Source organism: Streptomyces sp. PCS3-D2, from assembly GCF_000612545.2.
Classification (GTDB): Bacteria; Actinomycetota; Actinomycetes; order Streptomycetales; family Streptomycetaceae; genus Streptomyces.
In genome coordinates this window covers 5,445,110-5,461,897 of sequence record NZ_CP097800.1, presented here as the reverse complement: position 1 = coordinate 5,461,897, position 16,788 = coordinate 5,445,110, and the positions used below count along the sequence as shown (strand labels likewise).

Genomic DNA, 16,788 nt, shown 5'->3' with positions numbered 1-16,788 from the left:
AGATGCGCCGCATCGAGAAGGCGCGCGAGCGGCGCAACAAGGCGATCGCGATCACCGTCTCGTCGGCGGTCGTCGTCGGCCTCGTCGGTTTCGGCACCTGGGTGCTGATCGAGCAGAAGCAGGAGGAGAAGCGCGAGGCGGCCGCCGCGGAGAAGCTCCGCAGGGAGGCGGAGGAGATCCGCAGGAAGCCGGTCGAGGGCGAGCAGCTCTGGGACGTGAAGAAGCTCGGCCGCAACCACGTCGAGACGCCGGTGAAGTACGAGATGAACCCGCCGGTCGGCGGTGACCACCACCCTCGCTGGATGAACTGCAACGGCGACGTCTACAAGAACCCGGTGCCCGAGGTGAACGCCGTCCACTCGCTGGAGCACGGCGCGGTCTGGGTGACCTACAACGACAAGGCCGCCCCGGCCGATGTGGACAAGCTCGCCGCGACCGTGAGCAAGACCCCGTACACGCTGATGAGCCCGGTCGGGGCGCAGACCGGCACGATCATGCTCAGCGCGTGGGGCAAGCAGCTGACCGTCGAGAGCGCGGACGATCCGCGGGTGGCGCAGTTCTTCACCAAGTACGTGCAGGGTGAGCAGACGCCGGAGCCCGGCGCGGCCTGCACGAGCGGGGTGGCCGGCTCGTGAGCCGCCCGATCCCCCGTACCTACTGGGCCGCTGGCACGGCCGTCCTGCTGGCGCTGCTGTTCGCGGCGGCGGCCACGGTCGCCGCCGCGAGCGGCGGCGGGACCGGGTCCGCTTCGGGTGCTCCGGCGGCCCGCACGGAGCCCGGTACGCCGGGGCTGCGCTCCGCCGACGCCGGCTTCGCCCGGGACATGGCAGTCCATCACCAGCAGGCGGTGGAAATGTCCTTCCTCGTGCGGGACCGCACGCAGGACGAGGCGGTGCGCACCCTCGCCTTCGACATCGCCAACACCCAGGCGAACCAGCGCGGGATGCTGCTCGGCTGGCTGGACCTGTGGGGGCTGCCGAAGGTGGTGGCCGGCGAGCCGCCGATGGCGTGGATGGGCGGCTCGGCGGGCCACGGCGGACACGCCGGGCACGGGTCCGCCAAGCCCGGTGCGTTGATGCCCGGCATGGCCACCAGGGAGGAGCTGGAGCAGCTCGGCGCCGCCTCGGGGCGGGACGCGGAGGTGCTCTTCCTCCAGCTGATGACCGACCACCACAAGGGCGGTGTGACGATGGCCGAGGGGTGTGCGCAGCAGTGCGTGACGCCCGTCGAGCGGCAGCTGGCGCAGGGCATGGTCGACGCGCAGCGCTCGGAGCTCACCCTGATGGCGGACATGCTCAAGCAGCGCGGAGCCACACCGCGCGGGTGACGGGACACGCTCGTACGGTGGGGGGAGGCGCCCTCTCACCCGTACGGGCGTGTGCTCCGTGTGCTCCGCCGTTCGGGGGTCGTCGGATGGGCCGAACGGCCGCATCCCGATGGGGACGCCGCGCCGGGTGCGTCCGTACCCGGCCGTGAACGGCGTGCTCAGGAGGTTCAGCAATGACCACCGCCGCAGACATCATGCACCCCGGGGCCCGGTGGATCCCGGCGCACGAGACCCTTGACCGTGCCGCCGAGCTGATGGCCCGGCTCAATGTGGGTGCGCTGCCCATCAGCGACACCGAAGAACGTTTGTGCGGGATCGTCACCGACCGCGACATCGTCGTGAACTGTGTGGCCAAGGGCCTGGACCCTTCCAAGATGACGTGCGGGGACGTGGCCCAGGGCACTCCGCGCTGGATCGACGCCGGTGCGGACGTGTCCGCCGTGCTGGACGAGATGGAAAGCCACCAGATCAAGCGGCTGCCCGTGATCAGGGACAAGAAGCTGGTCGGCATGATCAGTGAGGCCGATCTGGCCCAGCACCTGTCCGAGGACCAGCTGGCGGGCTTCGTCGAGAAGGTCTACGCCCGGTAGTGACGGGGCGGCCGGCCCGTCAGAATCCGTCGCGCCGGCCACGCCCACTCGTCTCCACGACCGTCCGGGCCACCTGGTCCGGACGGTCGAGCATGACCAGGTGTCCGGCGGGCTCGGCGACCTCGAAGCGGGCACCGAGCCGGTCGGCGAGGTCGGCCTGGCGGCCCATCCAGCGCAGCGCACCGCGGCCGGACGTCCCGTCGTGAGCGGCCAGGACGGTGGTGGGGGCGGTCAGCCGCCGGGTCCGGCGCAGCGCCGCCAGTTCGGCGGCCATGTCCAGGTAGCGGGAGTTCTCCAGGAGGGCGCCGCGCCAGACGCGGCCGGTGCGGTAGCAGCGGCGTACGAGGTCCGGCGCGGCCGGGTCGCCGCCGCCCGTCCGGGAGGCCCCTACGGTGACGCGCCGGGCCGCCGGGCCCAGCGCGGCCGGCAGTCCGGCGGCGGTCACGGCCCGGCCGAGGAGGCGGGCGGCGGCGGTGCGCAGCGCGGCGGGCAGGACCGTACGGGCGTCCTCCTCGGTGCTGGCGTCAACGAGGACCAGGGCGGCGGTGCGCTCCGGGTACAGCCGGGCGAAGGCCTCGGTGTGGAAGGCGGCGATCGAGTGCCCGACGACGGTGACCGGGGCGGCGGTGGGGCCGCCGCGGCCCAGGGCGTCGAGGAGGCCCGCGATCCGGCGGGCCTCCCCGGCGGTGGTCGGCGGTGCGGTCGCGGGGGCACTCAGGCCGTGTCCGGGACGGTCGAAGCGGACGACGGTGCGGCCGTGGGCGACGAGCAGCGCGGCGACGGCGTCCCAGTCGAACCAGGCCATGGCGAGTCCGGCGCTGAGCACGCACACCGGTCCCCGGCCTTCGACGACGACGTGCAGCGCGGTCCCGTCGACGTTCAGGAAGAGGCCCGTGCCCGGGCTGCGGGTCTCTCCGGGCGACGGCCCCTGGGGGACGGTCATGTGCGGTGCTCCTTGTGGACGGAGTGGGCGAGCAGGCCCAGCCAGATCGCCACGAGCAGGACCTGGAGCCGCTGGCCGGCGCCGAGCGCCCAGGTGCCGCGTCCGGCCGTGAACATCGCGATGGCGGACAGGGTCCAGGTCGTGGCGAGCAGCTCCAGGGCGACCAGCGCGGGGCCGTAGCGGGCGAGCGGGGCGAACCAGCCGTAGCGGCGGGCGGCGACGGTCAGGGCCACGAGTCCCACGAGGGCCCCGGTCATGGCGAGGGTACTGCTGACGGCGTGGGCCTGGTGGGTGGCGGGGACGAGTCCGGCGGTCTCCCGGGCGGCGCATTCGGGGTCCGCGGTGGGCGTGCAGCTCAGCGGCAGCCAGGCGTCGGCCGCGGTGGCCGCTCCGAAGAGGGTGACGCCGGCCCAGCCGGCCACCGCCCAGGGGCGGCGGGACTCGGCGTGCTTCAGCAGCCGTACCAGCGCGAGCAGGCCGCCGGCGAAGGCGAGCGTCCCGGCGATGAAGTCGGTGGCCCGGAAGAGGCCGCCGAGCGGCTGGTCCTGGGCGGCGAGCTCGCTCACGTACGTCTCGATGGGGTTCAGGCCCGTCGAGAGGACGACTTCGAGGACCCATGCGGTGTAGGCCGCCCCGGCGAGGCCGATCAGGAGGGCGACCGGCCAGGCGGTGCGCGAAGAGGGCCGATGTGTGGACATGGTGTGACTGATCCTCATCAAGCTCGGGGTCGCTCCTCCGCCGATCGGATACCCACCCCGGGTAGGGTTCCGGCCATGACGCGCAGTGCTCGGCGAGCCGCCCCGGGGTCCCGGCTCCTCCTGCTGGCCGCGCTGCTGCTGGGCGCCGTCGCCCTGCTCTTCCCGGGCCGTCCTGCTGAGCCCCGCACCATGGAGGACGTGTCCCCGGCCCGGTGCGTTGCCTCGGCGGGGGCCTCCGGCGCCACGACGCGCGGTGGCGCTCACCACATCCCTGCCGCGCCACCGCAGGCGCGCGGCGCGGCCCAGGAGGCGGCCGCGGAGCCGGCGCGGGCCCCCCGGCGGGCGGTGCCGGCCGGGACCGGAACCGGCCACCCCGGGCCCGCGGTCCGCCGCGCCGTTCCCGCCGAGGCCGCCCGCTGCCTCCTCGCCCGGCCGGCGGTACGCCGGATATAGGCCCGGCCCGGCCCCCGGCGCTCGACCCCGGCGCCCGGTCCCCGGCGCCGCAGCCGTACCGCCGGGCCCGCGGTCCTCCGTGCCGTGCCGTGCCGTGCCGTGCCGCCGGACCGTGCCCGTGAACCCGTCACCCCACACCCCGAGGTGCTCCCTTGCGCTGTCTCCCCACCCGTCGCTCCGTACTCGGCGCCGCCGCGGCCGCGGCAGGCTCCGGGCTGCTCGCCGCCTGCTCCACGGCTCCGGGCTCCGCCGGACCCCAGGGCTCTGCCGCGGAATCCCGTGCGGGCCACGGTTCCGTGCACCACGGCGGCCCGCGGGCCGACGGGCCCGAGGGGTACGTCGACCCGTCCGGGCCCGAGGTCCGGGCCGCCGAGGCCGCCCGCGACGCCACCGGCCCGCTCACCGAGGTCAAGGTGACCGCCACCGCCACCACGCTGGACCTCGGGGGCGGGCGCACGGTGCGCTCCTGGGCGTACGGCGACCGGCTGCCGGGCCAGGAGGTCCGCGCCACCGCGGGCGGCACCCTGGCCCTCACCCTGGCCAACAACCTCCCCGAGGCCACCTCCGTGCACTGGCACGGCCTCGCGCTGCGCAACGACATGGACGGGGTCCCGGGGCTGACCCAGCGGGACATCGCCCCGGGCGGGTCGTTCGCCTACAAGTTCGCCGTCATGCACCCGGGGACCTACTGGTTCCATCCGCACACCGGTGTCCAGCAGGACCGCGGCCTGTACGCGCCGCTCATCGTCGAGGACCCGAAGGAGCCGCTCTCCTACGACAAGGAGTGGGTGGTGGTCCTCGACGACTGGATCGACGGGGTGGACGGGGCCACCCCGGACGCCGTCCTCGCCGAGCTCCGCAAGGGCATGGGCGCGCAGTCCACGGGCGGCGCCCACGGGCACGCCCACGTCCGCACGGGCGGCGAGAGCGATGTCCTCGGCAAGGACGCGGGCGACGTCGTCTACCCGCACTACCTGGTCAACGGCCGGGTGCCGGAGGACCCGTCCGTGTTCACCGCCCGCCCCGGGGACCGGATCCGGCTGCGCATCGTGAACGCCGGCGGGGACACGGCCTTCCGGATCGCCCTCGGCGGGCACGAGCTGACGGTCACCCATACCGACGGCTTCCCGGTCGAGCACACCACGGCGCGTTCGCTGCTGCTGGGCATGGGCGAGCGCTACGACGTCCTGGTCACCGCCGGGGACGGGGTGTTCCCGCTCACCGCGCTCGCGGAGGGCAAGGACGGGTCGGCGCTGGCGGTCCTGCGCACCGGGACGGGAACCGCCCCCACGGCGGCGACCCGGCCCGCCGAGCTGGAGTCGCGGCCGCTGATGGCGGACGCGCTGCGGGCCGCCGGTCCGGCCGTGCTGGCGGCCCGGGAGCCGGACCGTACGGTGCAGATCCGGCTGACCGGTTCCATGACCCGCTACGACTGGGCCTTCGACGGCACCCCGTACACGCCGGACCAGCGGCATCCGGTCACGGCGGGCGAGCGGGTCCGACTGGAGTTCCGCAACGCCACCCCGATGTGGCATCCGGTGCACCTGCACGGGCACAGCTTCGCGCTGGGCTCGGAGCCGGGCGGGGCGCGCAAGGACACCGCGATCGTCCTGCCGGGCGGGCGTCTGACGGCGGACTTCGACGCCGACAACCCGGGGCTGTGGATGACGCACTGCCACAACGTCTACCACTCGGAGTCCGGGATGATGACGGTGATCGGCTACCGGCTGTAGGTCCGGGACCTCCCGCGGGAGGGGGCGGGCGGGAATTCGGAAGGACGTTCGCCACCGGCATGGCACCCTTGCTCTGATCACGACAGCCGCGACAAAGGACGCTTCCGCCGGTATGACCACCCCGCCGAACCCGCCCAGCTCCCCCTCCGGCCCGCCGACGGAACCGGCGCGGACGCCCGATCCCGAGACGGCCCCGATACCGGCGGCCGCCCAGCCGCTCTCCCTCGACAAGGCCCCGGCCACCGACCAGCCCCCGGCCACGCCCGAGCCTGCCGCGGAACCGGCCCGGGAAGCCCCGGAGACGGCGTCGGAGGCGGCGTCGGAGGCGGCGTCGGCCGCCGAGGCCCCCTGCGCTGCGGTGGCCCCGGAGGCTCCCGGCGCGCCCGCGGCGCCCGCCGCCGAGGCTCCCCAGGCACCCGCCGCGGAACCGGCCCCGGCACCCCCGGCGTTCGCCCCGCCCACCCCCGTCCCGGCCCCGCCGTTCGGCGCTCCCGGGGCTCCCGGCGGCCCCGCCGACCTGTGGGCGCAGCCCGTTCACGGCTACGGATCCGTCCCGCACGGCGGCTACCCGCAGGCCGTTCCGGCCACCAACGGCCTGGCCGTCGCCGCCCTGATCCTCGGTGGTTTCGCCATCGTCCTGGGCGTCGTGCCGTTCCTGTTCTGGCTCGGCGGCATCTGTGCCCTGACCGGCCTGGGCCTGGGCACCGGCGCCATCGTGCGCGCCAACAAGGGCGGCCCGAACAAGTCCATGGCCGTCATCGGGACCGTCCTCGCCGGTCTGGGCATCGTCGCCTCGGTCGGCGGCGGCTTCCTGACCGTCTCCGTCGCCGAGCAGGCCGTCAGCCGCATCGAGGAGGGCATCGACGAGGACGACCTGGACCTGGACGGCCTGTACCCGAGCGGCGAGCCCTGGCCGTCCGCGTCGCCCTCCCAGGTTCCGGGCCTGACCAGCGCGCTGCCGTTCGGCGAGACCTTCACCCACTCCAACGGCATCAAGGTGAGCCTCTCGAAGCCCACGAAGTACGAGCCGAAGGGCATCATCGCCCGCGAGCAGGTCAAGAACGCGGTCCAGATCACCATCACCATCACCAACGGCTCGACCGCGCCGCACGAGGTGATCTACGCGGTGCCCGACGTCCGCGACGACAAGGGCATGACCGCGGAGATGGTCTTCGACATCGGCGGCGGCACCACCGTCCCGAAGATGGTCAAGGGAACCATCCTGCCGGGCGAATCCGCCAGCGGTGTGGTGGCGTTCGAGCTCCCCGAGGGCACCAGGAGCATCACCGCCGACATCGCCGCCGGAACCCTCCTCGACGACGTGAGGTTCGCCGGCCCCGTCGGCTGACGCGGCCTCGTGGAAGGCGGGGCCCAGGACATCGCGTCAGAAAGACGATTAGACTGGGCCCCGTGCCTCAACTACGCCTCGCTCTGAATCAGATCGACTCGCACGTCGGCGACATCGCCGCCAACGCCGACTCGGTCGTCCACTGGACCCGGCACTCCGCCGAGCAGGGCGCCCACCTGGTGGCGTTCCCGGAGATGGTGCTGACCGGGTACCCCGTCGAGGACCTCGCCCTGCGCGGCTCCTTCGTCGAGGCCTCCCGCGGCGCCCTGCACGCACTCGCGGAACGACTGGCCGACGAAGGGTTCGGCGAACTGCCCGTCGTCGTCGGCTACCTCGACCGGACCGAGAGGGCGACGCCCCGCCTCGGGCGCCCGGCAGGCTCCCCGGAGAACGCGGCGGCCGTCCTGCACCGCGGCCGGGTGGTGCTGCGCTTCGCCAAGCACCACCTGCCCAACTACGGCGTGTTCGACGAGTTCCGCTACTTCGTGCCGGGCGACACCCAGCCGGTGATCCGGGTGCGCGGCGTCGACGTGGCCCTGGCCATCTGCGAGGACCTCTGGCAGGAGGGCGGCCGGGTTCCGGCCACCCGGTCCGCCGGGGCCGGGCTGATGGTCTCGATCAACGCCTCCCCTTACGAGCGCAACAAGGACGACCTGCGCCTCGAACTGGTGCGCAAGCGCGCCCAGGAGGCCGGGTGCACCCTCGCCTACCTGGCGATGATCGGCGGCCAGGACGAGCTGGTCTTCGACGGCGACTCGATCGTCGTCGGCGCCGACGGAGAGGTCATCGCCCGCGCCCCGCAGTTCTCCGAGGGCTGCGTCCTGGTCGACCTCGATCTGCCCGCCGCGCGCGCCGACGCCCCCGAGGGCCTGGTGGACGACGGCCTGCGCATCGACCGCGTCGTCCTGTCCGAGGATCCGGTGGAGCCGTACGAGCCGGTCGTGACCGGTGGCTACGCCGACCGGCTCGACGACGACGAGGAGGTCTACGACGCGCTGGTGGTGGGCCTGCGCGCGTACGTGAAGAAGAACGGATTCCGCTCCGTCCTGGTCGGACTCTCCGGAGGCATCGACTCCGCGCTCGTCGCCGCGCTGGCCTGCGACGCCGTCGGCGCGCAGAACGTGTACGGCGTCTCGATGCCCTCGAAGTACTCCTCGGACCACTCCCGGGGCGACGCGGCCGACCTGGCCGAGCGCACCGGCCTGAACTTCCGCACCGTGCCGATCGAGCCGATGTTCGACGCCTACATGGACTCGCTGGGCCTGACCGGCCTGGCCGAGGAGAACCTGCAGTCCAGGCTGCGCGGCACCCTGCTGATGGCCGTCTCAAACCAGGAGGGCCACATCGTGCTGGCCCCCGGCAACAAGTCGGAGCTGGCCGTCGGCTACTCCACCCTGTACGGCGACTCGGTCGGCGCCTACGGCCCGATCAAGGACCTCTACAAGAGCGACGTCTTCCGGCTCGCCCGCTACCGCAACCGGGCCGCGGCCGAGCGCGGCGAGACCCCGCCGATCCCGGAGAACTCGATCGTGAAGCCGCCGAGCGCCGAGCTGCGTCCGGGGCAGGTGGACACCGATTCGCTGCCGGACTACCCGGTACTCGACGCGATCCTCGCCCTGTACGTGGACCGGGACCAGGGTCTGGAGGAGATCGTGGCCTCCGGCTTCGACGCCGAGCTGGTCGCGAAGATCCTGCGGATGGTCGACACGGCCGAGTACAAGCGCCGCCAGTACCCGCCGGGCACGAAGATCTCCGCGAAGGGCTTCGGCAAGGACCGCCGGCTGCCGATCACGAACGGCTGGCGCGAGCGGGCGTAGGGGGCGCGGCGCCGCGGGCGGGGCCCCGGACCGGCGCCCGCCGGCGGGACCCCGCGCGCCGCCGTGCCCGCGCCGCTACGTGCCGACCGTCAGCCGCGCGGCGACCGGCAGGTGGTCGCTCCCCGTGCGGGGCAGGGTCCAGGAGGCCTCGGGCCGGATCCCGCGGACCAGGATCTGGTCGATGCGGGCCATCGGGAACTGTGCCGGCCAGCTGAAGCCGAAGCCGTCGCCCGCCGCGCCCTGGGTGGAGCGCATCTGCGAGGTGACCTCGGACAGCGCGCGGTCGTTCATGGTGCCGTTCAGGTCGCCGAGGAGGACGACCTTCTTCAGGGGTTCGGCGGCGAGCGCGGCGCCCAGCGCGTCGGCGCTGTTGTCGCGCTGGTTGGCGGTGAAGCCCGCGTTCAGCTTGACGCGGACCGAGGGCAGGTGGGCGACGAACGCCGCGACCTCGCCCTGCGGGGTGGCCACGGTGGCCCGCATGGCCCGCGTCCAGCCCATCCGGATGTCCACGGGCGCGCTGCCGCTCAGCGGATACTTGCTCCACAGGCCGACCGTGCCCTCGACCGCGTGGTACTTGTACGTGCCCGCCAGGGCCTTCTCGTAGACGGGGACGACGCTGCCCTTGAGCTCGGTGAGGGCCAGGACGTCGGCCCCGGAGCGGGCGACCGAGGCGGCGGTGCCGCCCGGGTCGGGATTGTCGGCGTCGACGTTGTGGGTGGCGACGACGAGGTCGCCGCCGGTGCCGGACTTGTCGAAGACCAGGCCGCCAAAAAGATTCAGCCAGACCACGGCGGGCAGCAGGGCCGCGACCAGAGCGGTCGCCGACCGGCGGAAGAACGCGCCCCCCAGCAGAAACGGAACCGCCAGGCCCAGCCACGGCAGGAACGTCTCGGTGAGGCTGCCGAGGTTGCCCACGTCGTTGGGCAGCTCGGCATGGAAGATCATGACCAGTGACAGCAGCACGGCGATCGCGGCGAGGACCCGTCCCCGCCGCCAGATCCCCGGATCCCTGCTCAGACCGGCCAGCCGGCGCCGGAAACGGGACCCGGAGGGCTCGCGCTCCGAGCCGCCGCTCCCCGGTTCCGTCCTGTACGCCTGTGCCATGCCGCTGCCCTCACTGCCGTGCTCGCGCTCCGTCCCCGCCTCCTGACCCTAGGCGATGAAGCGGAGCCTTCCGTGCCGTACATCACGACCGTTCGTCGCGGTCGCACGTCCGGAAGGACGAACGGCCGTACGCAGCGGGTTCCGCTTGTCACGAAACGCGCACATTGGCGTGCCCGGCGTGGCGTGCCCGGCGCACCACTTCCGCCCACGGCCCCGGGGATGCCACCATGGTGGGTGAGTCCGGGGACACCGTGAGGGTGCCTCGAGATGACACAAGGAGCAGTTGCAATGACGCATGCCGTTTCGCCTGCCCGCGAACCCGCAGCCGCGGCCTCCCCCACCCTGTACGGAGGCACGGGCACCCGGCGCATCACCGTCCGCGACCTGACCCTCGCCAAGGAACGCGGCGAGAAGTGGCCCATGCTCACCGCCTACGACGCGATGACCGCGTCCGTCTTCGACGAGTCCGGCATCCCGGTCATCCTCGTCGGCGACTCGATGGGCAATTGCCACCTCGGCTTCGACTCCACCGTCCCGGTGACGATGGACCACATGACCATGCTCTCGGCGGCCGTCGTACGCGGCACCAGCCGCGCGCTGGTCATCGGCGACATGCCGTTCGGCTCGTACCAGGAGGGCGCCGTGCAGGCGCTCCGCAGCGCGACCCGCCTGGTCAAGGAGGCCGGAGTGGGCGCCGTGAAGCTGGAGGGCGGCGAGCGTTCGCTGGCCCAGACGGAGCTGATCGTGCAGTCGGGCATCCCCGTCATGTCCCACCTGGGCCTGACCCCGCAGTCGGTCAACGCCATGGGCTACCGGGTGCAGGGCCGCGGCGACGAAGCCGCGCACCAGCTGCTGCGCGACGCGAAGGCGGCGCAGGACGCGGGTGCGTTCGCGGTGGTGCTGGAGCTCGTTCCGGCCGAACTGGCCGCCGAGGTCACCCGGTCCCTGCACATCCCGACGGTCGGTATCGGCGCGGGCGCGGAGTGCGACGCCCAGGTCCTGGTGTGGACCGACATGATGGGCCTGACCGGCGGGAGGATGCCGAAGTTCGTCAAGCAGTACGCGAAGCTCCGCGAAACCATGACGGACGCGGCGAAGGCCTTCGCCGAGGACGTCGTCGGCGGGGCGTTCCCGCAGGAGCAGCACGCCTTCCACTGACCCGGACGCGCCCGCTGACGTGAGGTGACCCGCTCCGGCAGCCCGCCGACCGCCTACCGGCGCGTCGGCGGGCTGTCGTATGTCTGTCGTACCTTTGTCGGTCGCCTGTCGGTGCTTTGTCAGTGGCCCCTGGTCCCATGGTGGGCATGACGCGAAACGACAAGAACCCCAACGCCGTGGAGGTGCGGGGGCTGGTCAAGCACTACGGCGAGACCAGGGCCCTCGACGGTGTCGACCTCGATGTCCGTGAGGGCACGGTCCTCGGAGTCCTCGGCCCCAACGGCGCCGGCAAGACCACGCTGGTGCGCTGCCTGTCCACCCTGATCGTCCCGGACGCCGGGACGGCGACCGTCGCCGGCTTCGACGTGGTCCGACAGCCCCGGCAGCTGCGCCGCACCATCGGCCTGACCGGCCAGTACGCCTCGGTCGACGAGAAGCTCTCCGGCTGGGAGAACCTCTACATGATCGGGCGGCTGCTCGACCTCTCCCGCAAGGAAGCCCGCCTGCGCGCGGACGAGATGCTGGAGCGCTTCTCCCTGACCGAGGCGGCGAAGAAGGCCGCCATGCACTACTCCGGCGGCATGCGGCGCCGGCTCGACCTGGCCGCCTCGCTGATCGGCCGGCCGGCCGTGATCTACCTGGACGAGCCGACCACCGGTCTCGACCCGCGCACCCGCAACGAGGTGTGGGACGAGGTCCAGTCCCTGGTCGCGGAAGGCGCCACGGTGCTGCTCACCACGCAGTACATGGAGGAGGCCGAGCAGCTCGCGAGCGAGCTGACCGTCATCGACCGCGGCAAGGTCATAGCCAACGGCAAGGTCGACGAGCTGAAGGCACGCGTCGGCGGCCGCACCCTGAAGATCCGTCCCGTGTCCTCCTCGGACCTGCCGGGCATGGCCCGCTCGCTGGCCGAGGCCGGACTGGACGGCGTGGCCGGCTCCCAGGCGGTGCCGGACGAGGGGGTGCTCCTCGTCCCGATCCTGAGCGACGAGCAGCTGACGGCCGTGGTCGGCCTGCTGGCCGCCCGCGGGTACGCGATCGCCGACCTCGGCACCTACCTGCCCAGCCTCGACGAGGTGTTCCTGGCCATCACCGGCCAGAAGCCCACGTTCACCGAGGACCGCGTCACCACCGACACGACCGAGGAGGTCGCGGCATGAGCGCCGCCACCACGACGAAGCCGGCTCCCACCGCCCCCGGTCCGGCCCGGGCGTTGGCCGGGCACGGCGAGGGACGGATCGGCCTGCGGGCCAACCTGCGGCACATCGGCGCCCTGGTGCGCCGCAACGCCCTGCAGATCAAGCAGGACCCTGAGTCGATGTTCGACGTCCTGTTCATGCCGATCATCTTCACGCTGCTGTTCGTGTTCGTCTTCGGCGGCGCGATCTCCGGCAAGGGGAACCAGGCCGACTACGTGAACTACGTGGTCCCCGGCCTGATGGCCATGATGGGCATGAACATCGCGATGGCGGTGGGGACCGGGGTCAACGACGACTTCAAGAAGGGCGTGATGGACCGGTTCCGGTCCATGCCGATCGCCCGGTCGTCCGTGCTCCTCGCCAAGATCGTCGTCGAGCTCGGCCGGATGCTGGTGGCCATCACGATCCTGCTGGGCGTGGGCTTCCTGCTCGGCCTGTCGATCAAGTCCTCGATGCTGGACCTGCTCCTCGCCGTCGGGCTGTCGGCCGTCTTCGGCAGCGCCCTGATGTGGATCTTCATCCTGCTCGGTCTCACCATGAAGACCGCCCAGGCCGTCCAGGGCATGGCGATGCTGGTCCTGATGCCGCTGCAGTTCGGCAGCTCGATCTTCGCCCCGCCGTCCACGATGCCGGGCTGGCTGCAGTCCTTCACGGACTACAACCCGCTGTCGAACCTGGCGGACGCCGCCCGCGCCCTGATCAACGGCACCCCCGTCGGCGACTCGGTGTGGATGACACTGCTCTGGTCGCTGGCCATCACGGCGGTCACCATGCCGCTCGCGGTCCGCAAGTTCCGCCAGAAGACCTGACCCGCGGCCGGCCTGCTCCGGATCGCGTCCCGGACGGGCCCCGGTCGGGGGACGGGTCAGACCAGGGCGGTGGCCTCCTCCAGCGTGAGGCCGCCGCCTTCGGCGTACGCCGCTCGGTAGGCCGTGTCGCCGAGCACCGACCGCGCCTGCTTCTCGGCGAAGGCGAAGTCCTCGCGCTCGGTGGTCACGGGGAAGTGGTCGGGCGGCAGCAGCGCGTGATAGGCGCCGAGCAGCCGCGCGCCGTCGTACTCCCGCTGCGGTCCGCCGGGCGACACCAGCGAGACGGCGGCCGTCAGGAGGAACGTCGCGGGCAGGTGCGGGGCGACCATCAGCGCCAGCGGATGCAGGAAGGCGGACGTGGCGTCGCGAATCCCCTGCAGGGCGTCCTCGAAACAGCCGTCCTGGTTGTCCAGCCAAGCCGTCGTGGCGAGCAGGAAGACGTTGAAGACGGCGTACGCGCCGAAGGCGAACTCCTCGCGCAGCACCTGGATCTGGACGCGGGCCTCGGGGATCCGGCCGGTGCGGCCGAGGATGCCCGCGAGGAACATCCGGGCGGCGGGCATCGCCTCGCTGCCGGACTGCTGCACCGAGGTGGTGATGTCGGTCAGGATCCGCTCCGCCTCCGCGATCTCGGCGTTCTCGGTGAGCATGCCGGCCATCCGCACACGCAACACCGTCACCTGCGCCTTCGCGCCGAGACGTTCGGCGTAGGCGATCGCCTCGCGGTAGTCGCGGGCGGCCAGGGCGTACTCGCCCCGCCGCTCGCGGGACTCCGCGCGGGCGGAGAGCGCCTCCGCGCAGCCCCAGTCGTCACCGAGGTCCCGGAACAGCTCCAGGCTCTCGTCCGCGTCGCGGGAGGCGTCGCCCGCCCAGTCGGCGCGGTTGGCGAGGATGTTGGCGCGCAACTGGAGGGCGGATGCGAGCTCCCAGTTCCGGCCGAGCGTGCGGGCGGTGGCCACGGTCGCGTCGACGACCTGCTTGAGCAGCTCGGCATTGCCCGCGATCATGACGGCGTAGATCCACAGGGAGCCCGGCATGCGGCAGGTCTGCGGGAGCCCGGGCCGGTAGGCGGCGATCACCCCGTCGATCAGCGACCGGACCTCGGGATCGTCCCAGTCCTTGCTGGTCTGGTCCCGGGCCACCAGCCGGAGCAGGTGCAGGGCGCGCCAGGCCTCGGTGAGCACCTCTCCGCCGTAGGGCGGCGGCGAGTCCACGAGCTGCCCGTACACCGGCTCCGCGGGGACGACGGGCGCCGCGAACGGGTTGGGGCCGAGCGTCGCGACCGCTTCCGCCCAGTGCCGGGACTCGGCGCGCTGGTCGTGCAGGTGCCAGTACCAGCCCAGGGAGTGGACGAGGCAGAGCGCCTCGTCCGCGTCGCGGGTGGCGACGGCCCGGCGCAGCGCGGTACGGAGGTTCTCGTACTCGGTGGCGAGCCGCTCGGCCGCCTCGCGCTGGCGGTGGCCGCGGAGCAGGGGCTCGCTGGTCCGGGCGAGCTCGCGGTAGTGGACGAGGTGGCGGCCGGTGGTCTCCTCCCGTTCGTCGTCGGCCTCGGCGAGGCGCTCCGCGGCGTATTCGCCGACCGTCTCCAGGAGTCGGTAGCGCATGGCGGTGCCGTCGGGGGCGGGGGCGGCGACCACGAGGGACTTGTCGACCAGGGAGCCGAGGGTGTCGGCGACGTCCGCGACGCCGTCCCCGGCCGGATCGGAGCACACGGCCTCGGCGGCAGCGAGGTCACAGCCGCCCGCGAAGACCGACAGCCGACGCAGGACCGTGCGCTCGGCCTCGTCAAGCAGGTCCCAAGACCAGTCGACGACCGCACGCAGGGTCTGCTGACGCGGCAGGACCGTACGGGAACCACCGGTCAACAGCCGGAACCGATCGTCCAACCGATCCGCGATCTGCCGCGGGGTCAACAGCCGCAGCCGCGCCGCCGCCAACTCGATCGCCAACGGCAGCCCATCGAGACGACGGCAGATCTCCGCAGCGGCGACCGGATCCTCCTCCACCGCAAACCCGGCACGGGCCGCCGCCCCACGGTCGCCCAGCAACCGCAGCGCAATCGGGTCGGGCAGCGGTTCCACCGGACGAACCATCTCCCCAGGCACACCGAGGGGTTCGCGGCTGGTGGCCAAGACCTGAACACCAGGGCAATGCGTAAGGAGGCGTTCAGCAAGCGCCGCAGCAGCTTCGACAACGTGCTCACAGTTGTCCAACACCAGCAGCAGACGGCGGTGCGCACAGTGCTCCACGAGCCGGTCGAGGGGGTCGTCGCCGCGATCGGTCAGCGCCCGCAGTTCCTCGGCGGCGGCGCCGCGCAGCGTGGTCTCCCGTGCGCCGACGGCGGTCAGCGTGGCCTCGGCGACGTCCTCGGGGTCGTCGACGGGGGCCAGCTCGACGAGCCACACGCCGTCGGGCCATCCGCCGCGCGGCTCGTGCGCCTCGGCAGCCTCCTGCGAGAGCCGGGTCTTGCCGGCGCCGCCGGGCCCGAGGAGCGTGACGAGCCGGGCCCGCGCAAGATCGTCGCCGATGACGCGGATGTCGTCCTCCCGGCCGACGAAGGTGGTCAGCCGGGCCCGCAGGTTGCCGGTGCCCCGGCCGGGCGGAGCGGGGGTGGCGGCGGGCGCGGGCGGGACGGCGGCCCCGGGCCGGGCCGGGTCCGCAGCCGTGACCGCGGCACCGCCCGGGGCGTGAACCGGAGCCGTGGCCCGGAGCTGGGGCGGGGCCGGGGTGCCGTACGGGGCCGGGGCGTGGGGCGGGTGCTCGGCGCCGGCCGGGGGCGAGGACCTCGGAACGGCGGCCGCGGGCCCGGTGCCCGGACCGGATTCCGCAGGCGCCAGGAGTTCCGCGTGCAGGGCGCGCAGGGCCGGGCCGGGGTCCGTGCCGAGCCGTTCGGCAAGATCGCGGCGGACCTCGTCGTAGGCGGACAGGGCCTCCGCCGGGCGGCCCGCGTCGCGCAGGGCCAGGATCCGCAGCGCCTGCAGCGGCTCGTCCAGCGGCTGCCGTGCGCACAGCGCGGTCAGCTCCGGCAGGGAGCGCTCGGCCTCGCCGAGGGCCAGGGCCGCCGCGAGCCGGCCCCGGCGCGCGTCCATCCGTACGGCGTCCCAGCGCGCGGCTTCCACGGCCGGATCGGGCAGGTCCACGAGGGCGGGTCCGCGCCACAGGGCGAGGGCCTCCCCGTACGAGGCGGCGGCCTCGGCCGGATCCCGCGCCCCGGCGCCGGCCCGGACCAGCGCTTCGAAGCGGTACAGGTCGACGTCCTCGCGCTCGGCGACCAGCCGGTAGCCGCCGTCGGCGGACAGCACGGCGGTGTGTCCCAGCGCCCGACGCAGCCGGGCCACCAGGGCCTGCAGGGCGGCGACGGCGTCGGCCGGCGGATCGCCGTCCCACACCTGCTCGACCAGCAGCCGGGTCGGCACCACCCGTCCCGGGCGCAGCGCGAGCGCGGTCAGGAGCGCGCGCAGCCGGGCACCGCCGACGGCCACGGGGGTCCCGTCGTCGCGAAGGACCTGGGCGGGGCCGAGAATCGCGTAGCGCACCGGCCCATTGTCCCCGGTGCCCGGCCCGGCCCCGAACCGTTTTCCCCGCATGGCCCGGGATAGGTTTCCCGGC

Annotated in this window: 14 protein-coding genes; 10 read left to right on the top strand and 4 right to left on the bottom strand. The window is 73.4% G+C overall.

Annotated elements, in window-relative coordinates; all coding sequences use genetic code 11:
• The first annotated feature begins 2 nt into the window (after positions 1-2).
• The 3 genes from AW27_RS24310 to AW27_RS24300 all read left to right on the top strand — a co-directional run bounded on the left by AW27_RS24310 (position 3) and on the right by AW27_RS24300 (position 1,917).
• Entirely contained in the window at positions 3-635 is a 633-nt protein-coding gene (locus AW27_RS24310) for a thioredoxin-like domain-containing protein (protein WP_106967678.1), read from the top strand.
• Positions 632-1,327: a DUF305 domain-containing protein gene (locus AW27_RS24305; protein WP_037927241.1), complete on the top strand. Its 696-nt coding sequence runs from the start codon at positions 632-634 to the stop codon at positions 1,325-1,327. The genes AW27_RS24310 and AW27_RS24305 overlap by 4 nt, the downstream gene beginning before the upstream one ends.
• Positions 1,328-1,500: 173 nt before the next feature.
• Positions 1,501-1,917: a CBS domain-containing protein gene (locus AW27_RS24300; RefSeq protein ID WP_037927243.1), complete on the top strand. Its 417-nt coding sequence runs from the start codon at positions 1,501-1,503 to the stop codon at positions 1,915-1,917.
• Between the two features lie 19 nt (positions 1,918-1,936).
• Here AW27_RS24300 and AW27_RS24295 read toward each other — a convergent pair whose 3' ends face one another.
• Both AW27_RS24295 and AW27_RS24290 read right to left on the bottom strand, forming a co-directional pair.
• Positions 1,937-2,860: an alpha/beta fold hydrolase gene (locus tag AW27_RS24295; RefSeq protein ID WP_052031217.1), complete on the bottom strand. Its 924-nt coding sequence runs from the start codon at positions 2,858-2,860 to the stop codon at positions 1,937-1,939.
• Positions 2,857-3,558 carry a DUF998 domain-containing protein gene (locus AW27_RS24290; RefSeq protein ID WP_037927246.1) on the bottom strand — a complete coding sequence of 234 codons (702 nt, stop codon included), beginning with the start codon at positions 3,556-3,558 and terminating at the stop codon, positions 2,857-2,859. Before AW27_RS24290 ends, AW27_RS24295 begins: the two co-directional genes overlap by 4 nt.
• A 75-nt stretch (positions 3,559-3,633) precedes the next feature.
• Between AW27_RS24290 and AW27_RS24285 the strand changes: the two genes are divergently transcribed.
• The 4 genes from AW27_RS24285 (at position 3,634) to AW27_RS24270 (ending at position 8,909) form a co-directional block, all read left to right on the top strand.
• On the top strand, positions 3,634-4,011 hold the full coding sequence (locus AW27_RS24285; protein ID WP_037927250.1) for a hypothetical protein: 378 nt from the start codon (positions 3,634-3,636) through the stop codon (positions 4,009-4,011).
• Between the two features lie 152 nt (positions 4,012-4,163).
• Positions 4,164-5,744 (top strand): multicopper oxidase family protein, encoded by a 1,581-nt coding sequence (locus tag AW27_RS24280; RefSeq protein ID WP_037927252.1) that lies wholly within the window; start codon positions 4,164-4,166, stop codon positions 5,742-5,744.
• Between the two features lie 112 nt (positions 5,745-5,856).
• Positions 5,857-7,092 carry a DUF4190 domain-containing protein gene (locus AW27_RS24275; RefSeq protein WP_037927255.1) on the top strand — a complete coding sequence of 412 codons (1,236 nt, stop codon included), beginning with the start codon at positions 5,857-5,859 and terminating at the stop codon, positions 7,090-7,092.
• 62 nt (positions 7,093-7,154) lie between these two features.
• Positions 7,155-8,909 (top strand): NAD+ synthase, encoded by a 1,755-nt coding sequence (locus AW27_RS24270; RefSeq protein WP_037927258.1) that lies wholly within the window; start codon positions 7,155-7,157, stop codon positions 8,907-8,909.
• 75 nt (positions 8,910-8,984) lie between these two features.
• On the opposite strand, the gene AW27_RS24265 is transcribed toward AW27_RS24270, so the two are convergent.
• Positions 8,985-10,013: an endonuclease/exonuclease/phosphatase family protein gene (locus AW27_RS24265; protein ID WP_037927262.1), complete on the bottom strand. Its 1,029-nt coding sequence runs from the start codon at positions 10,011-10,013 to the stop codon at positions 8,985-8,987.
• Positions 10,014-10,301: 288 nt separating this feature from the next.
• Between AW27_RS24265 and panB the strand changes: the two genes are divergently transcribed.
• The 3 genes from panB to AW27_RS24250 all read left to right on the top strand — a co-directional run bounded on the left by panB (position 10,302) and on the right by AW27_RS24250 (position 13,179).
• Positions 10,302-11,171: a 3-methyl-2-oxobutanoate hydroxymethyltransferase gene (gene panB / locus AW27_RS24260; RefSeq protein WP_037927265.1), complete on the top strand. Its 870-nt coding sequence runs from the start codon at positions 10,302-10,304 to the stop codon at positions 11,169-11,171.
• A 137-nt stretch (positions 11,172-11,308) separates the two neighbouring features.
• A complete protein-coding gene (locus AW27_RS24255) occupies positions 11,309-12,331 on the top strand; it encodes an ATP-binding cassette domain-containing protein (RefSeq protein WP_370466550.1) in 1,023 nt (340 codons plus the stop codon).
• The gene (locus AW27_RS24250; RefSeq protein ID WP_037927268.1) at positions 12,328-13,179 is read left to right on the top strand and encodes an ABC transporter permease; all 852 of its coding nucleotides are present in this window, start codon (positions 12,328-12,330) and stop codon (positions 13,177-13,179) included. Before AW27_RS24255 ends, AW27_RS24250 begins: the two co-directional genes overlap by 4 nt.
• Positions 13,180-13,235: 56 nt before the next feature.
• On the opposite strand, the gene AW27_RS24245 is transcribed toward AW27_RS24250, so the two are convergent.
• On the bottom strand, positions 13,236-16,766 hold the full coding sequence (locus AW27_RS24245; RefSeq protein WP_304949906.1) for an AfsR/SARP family transcriptional regulator: 3,531 nt from the start codon (positions 16,764-16,766) through the stop codon (positions 13,236-13,238).
• Between the last annotated feature and the right edge of the window lie 22 nt (positions 16,767-16,788).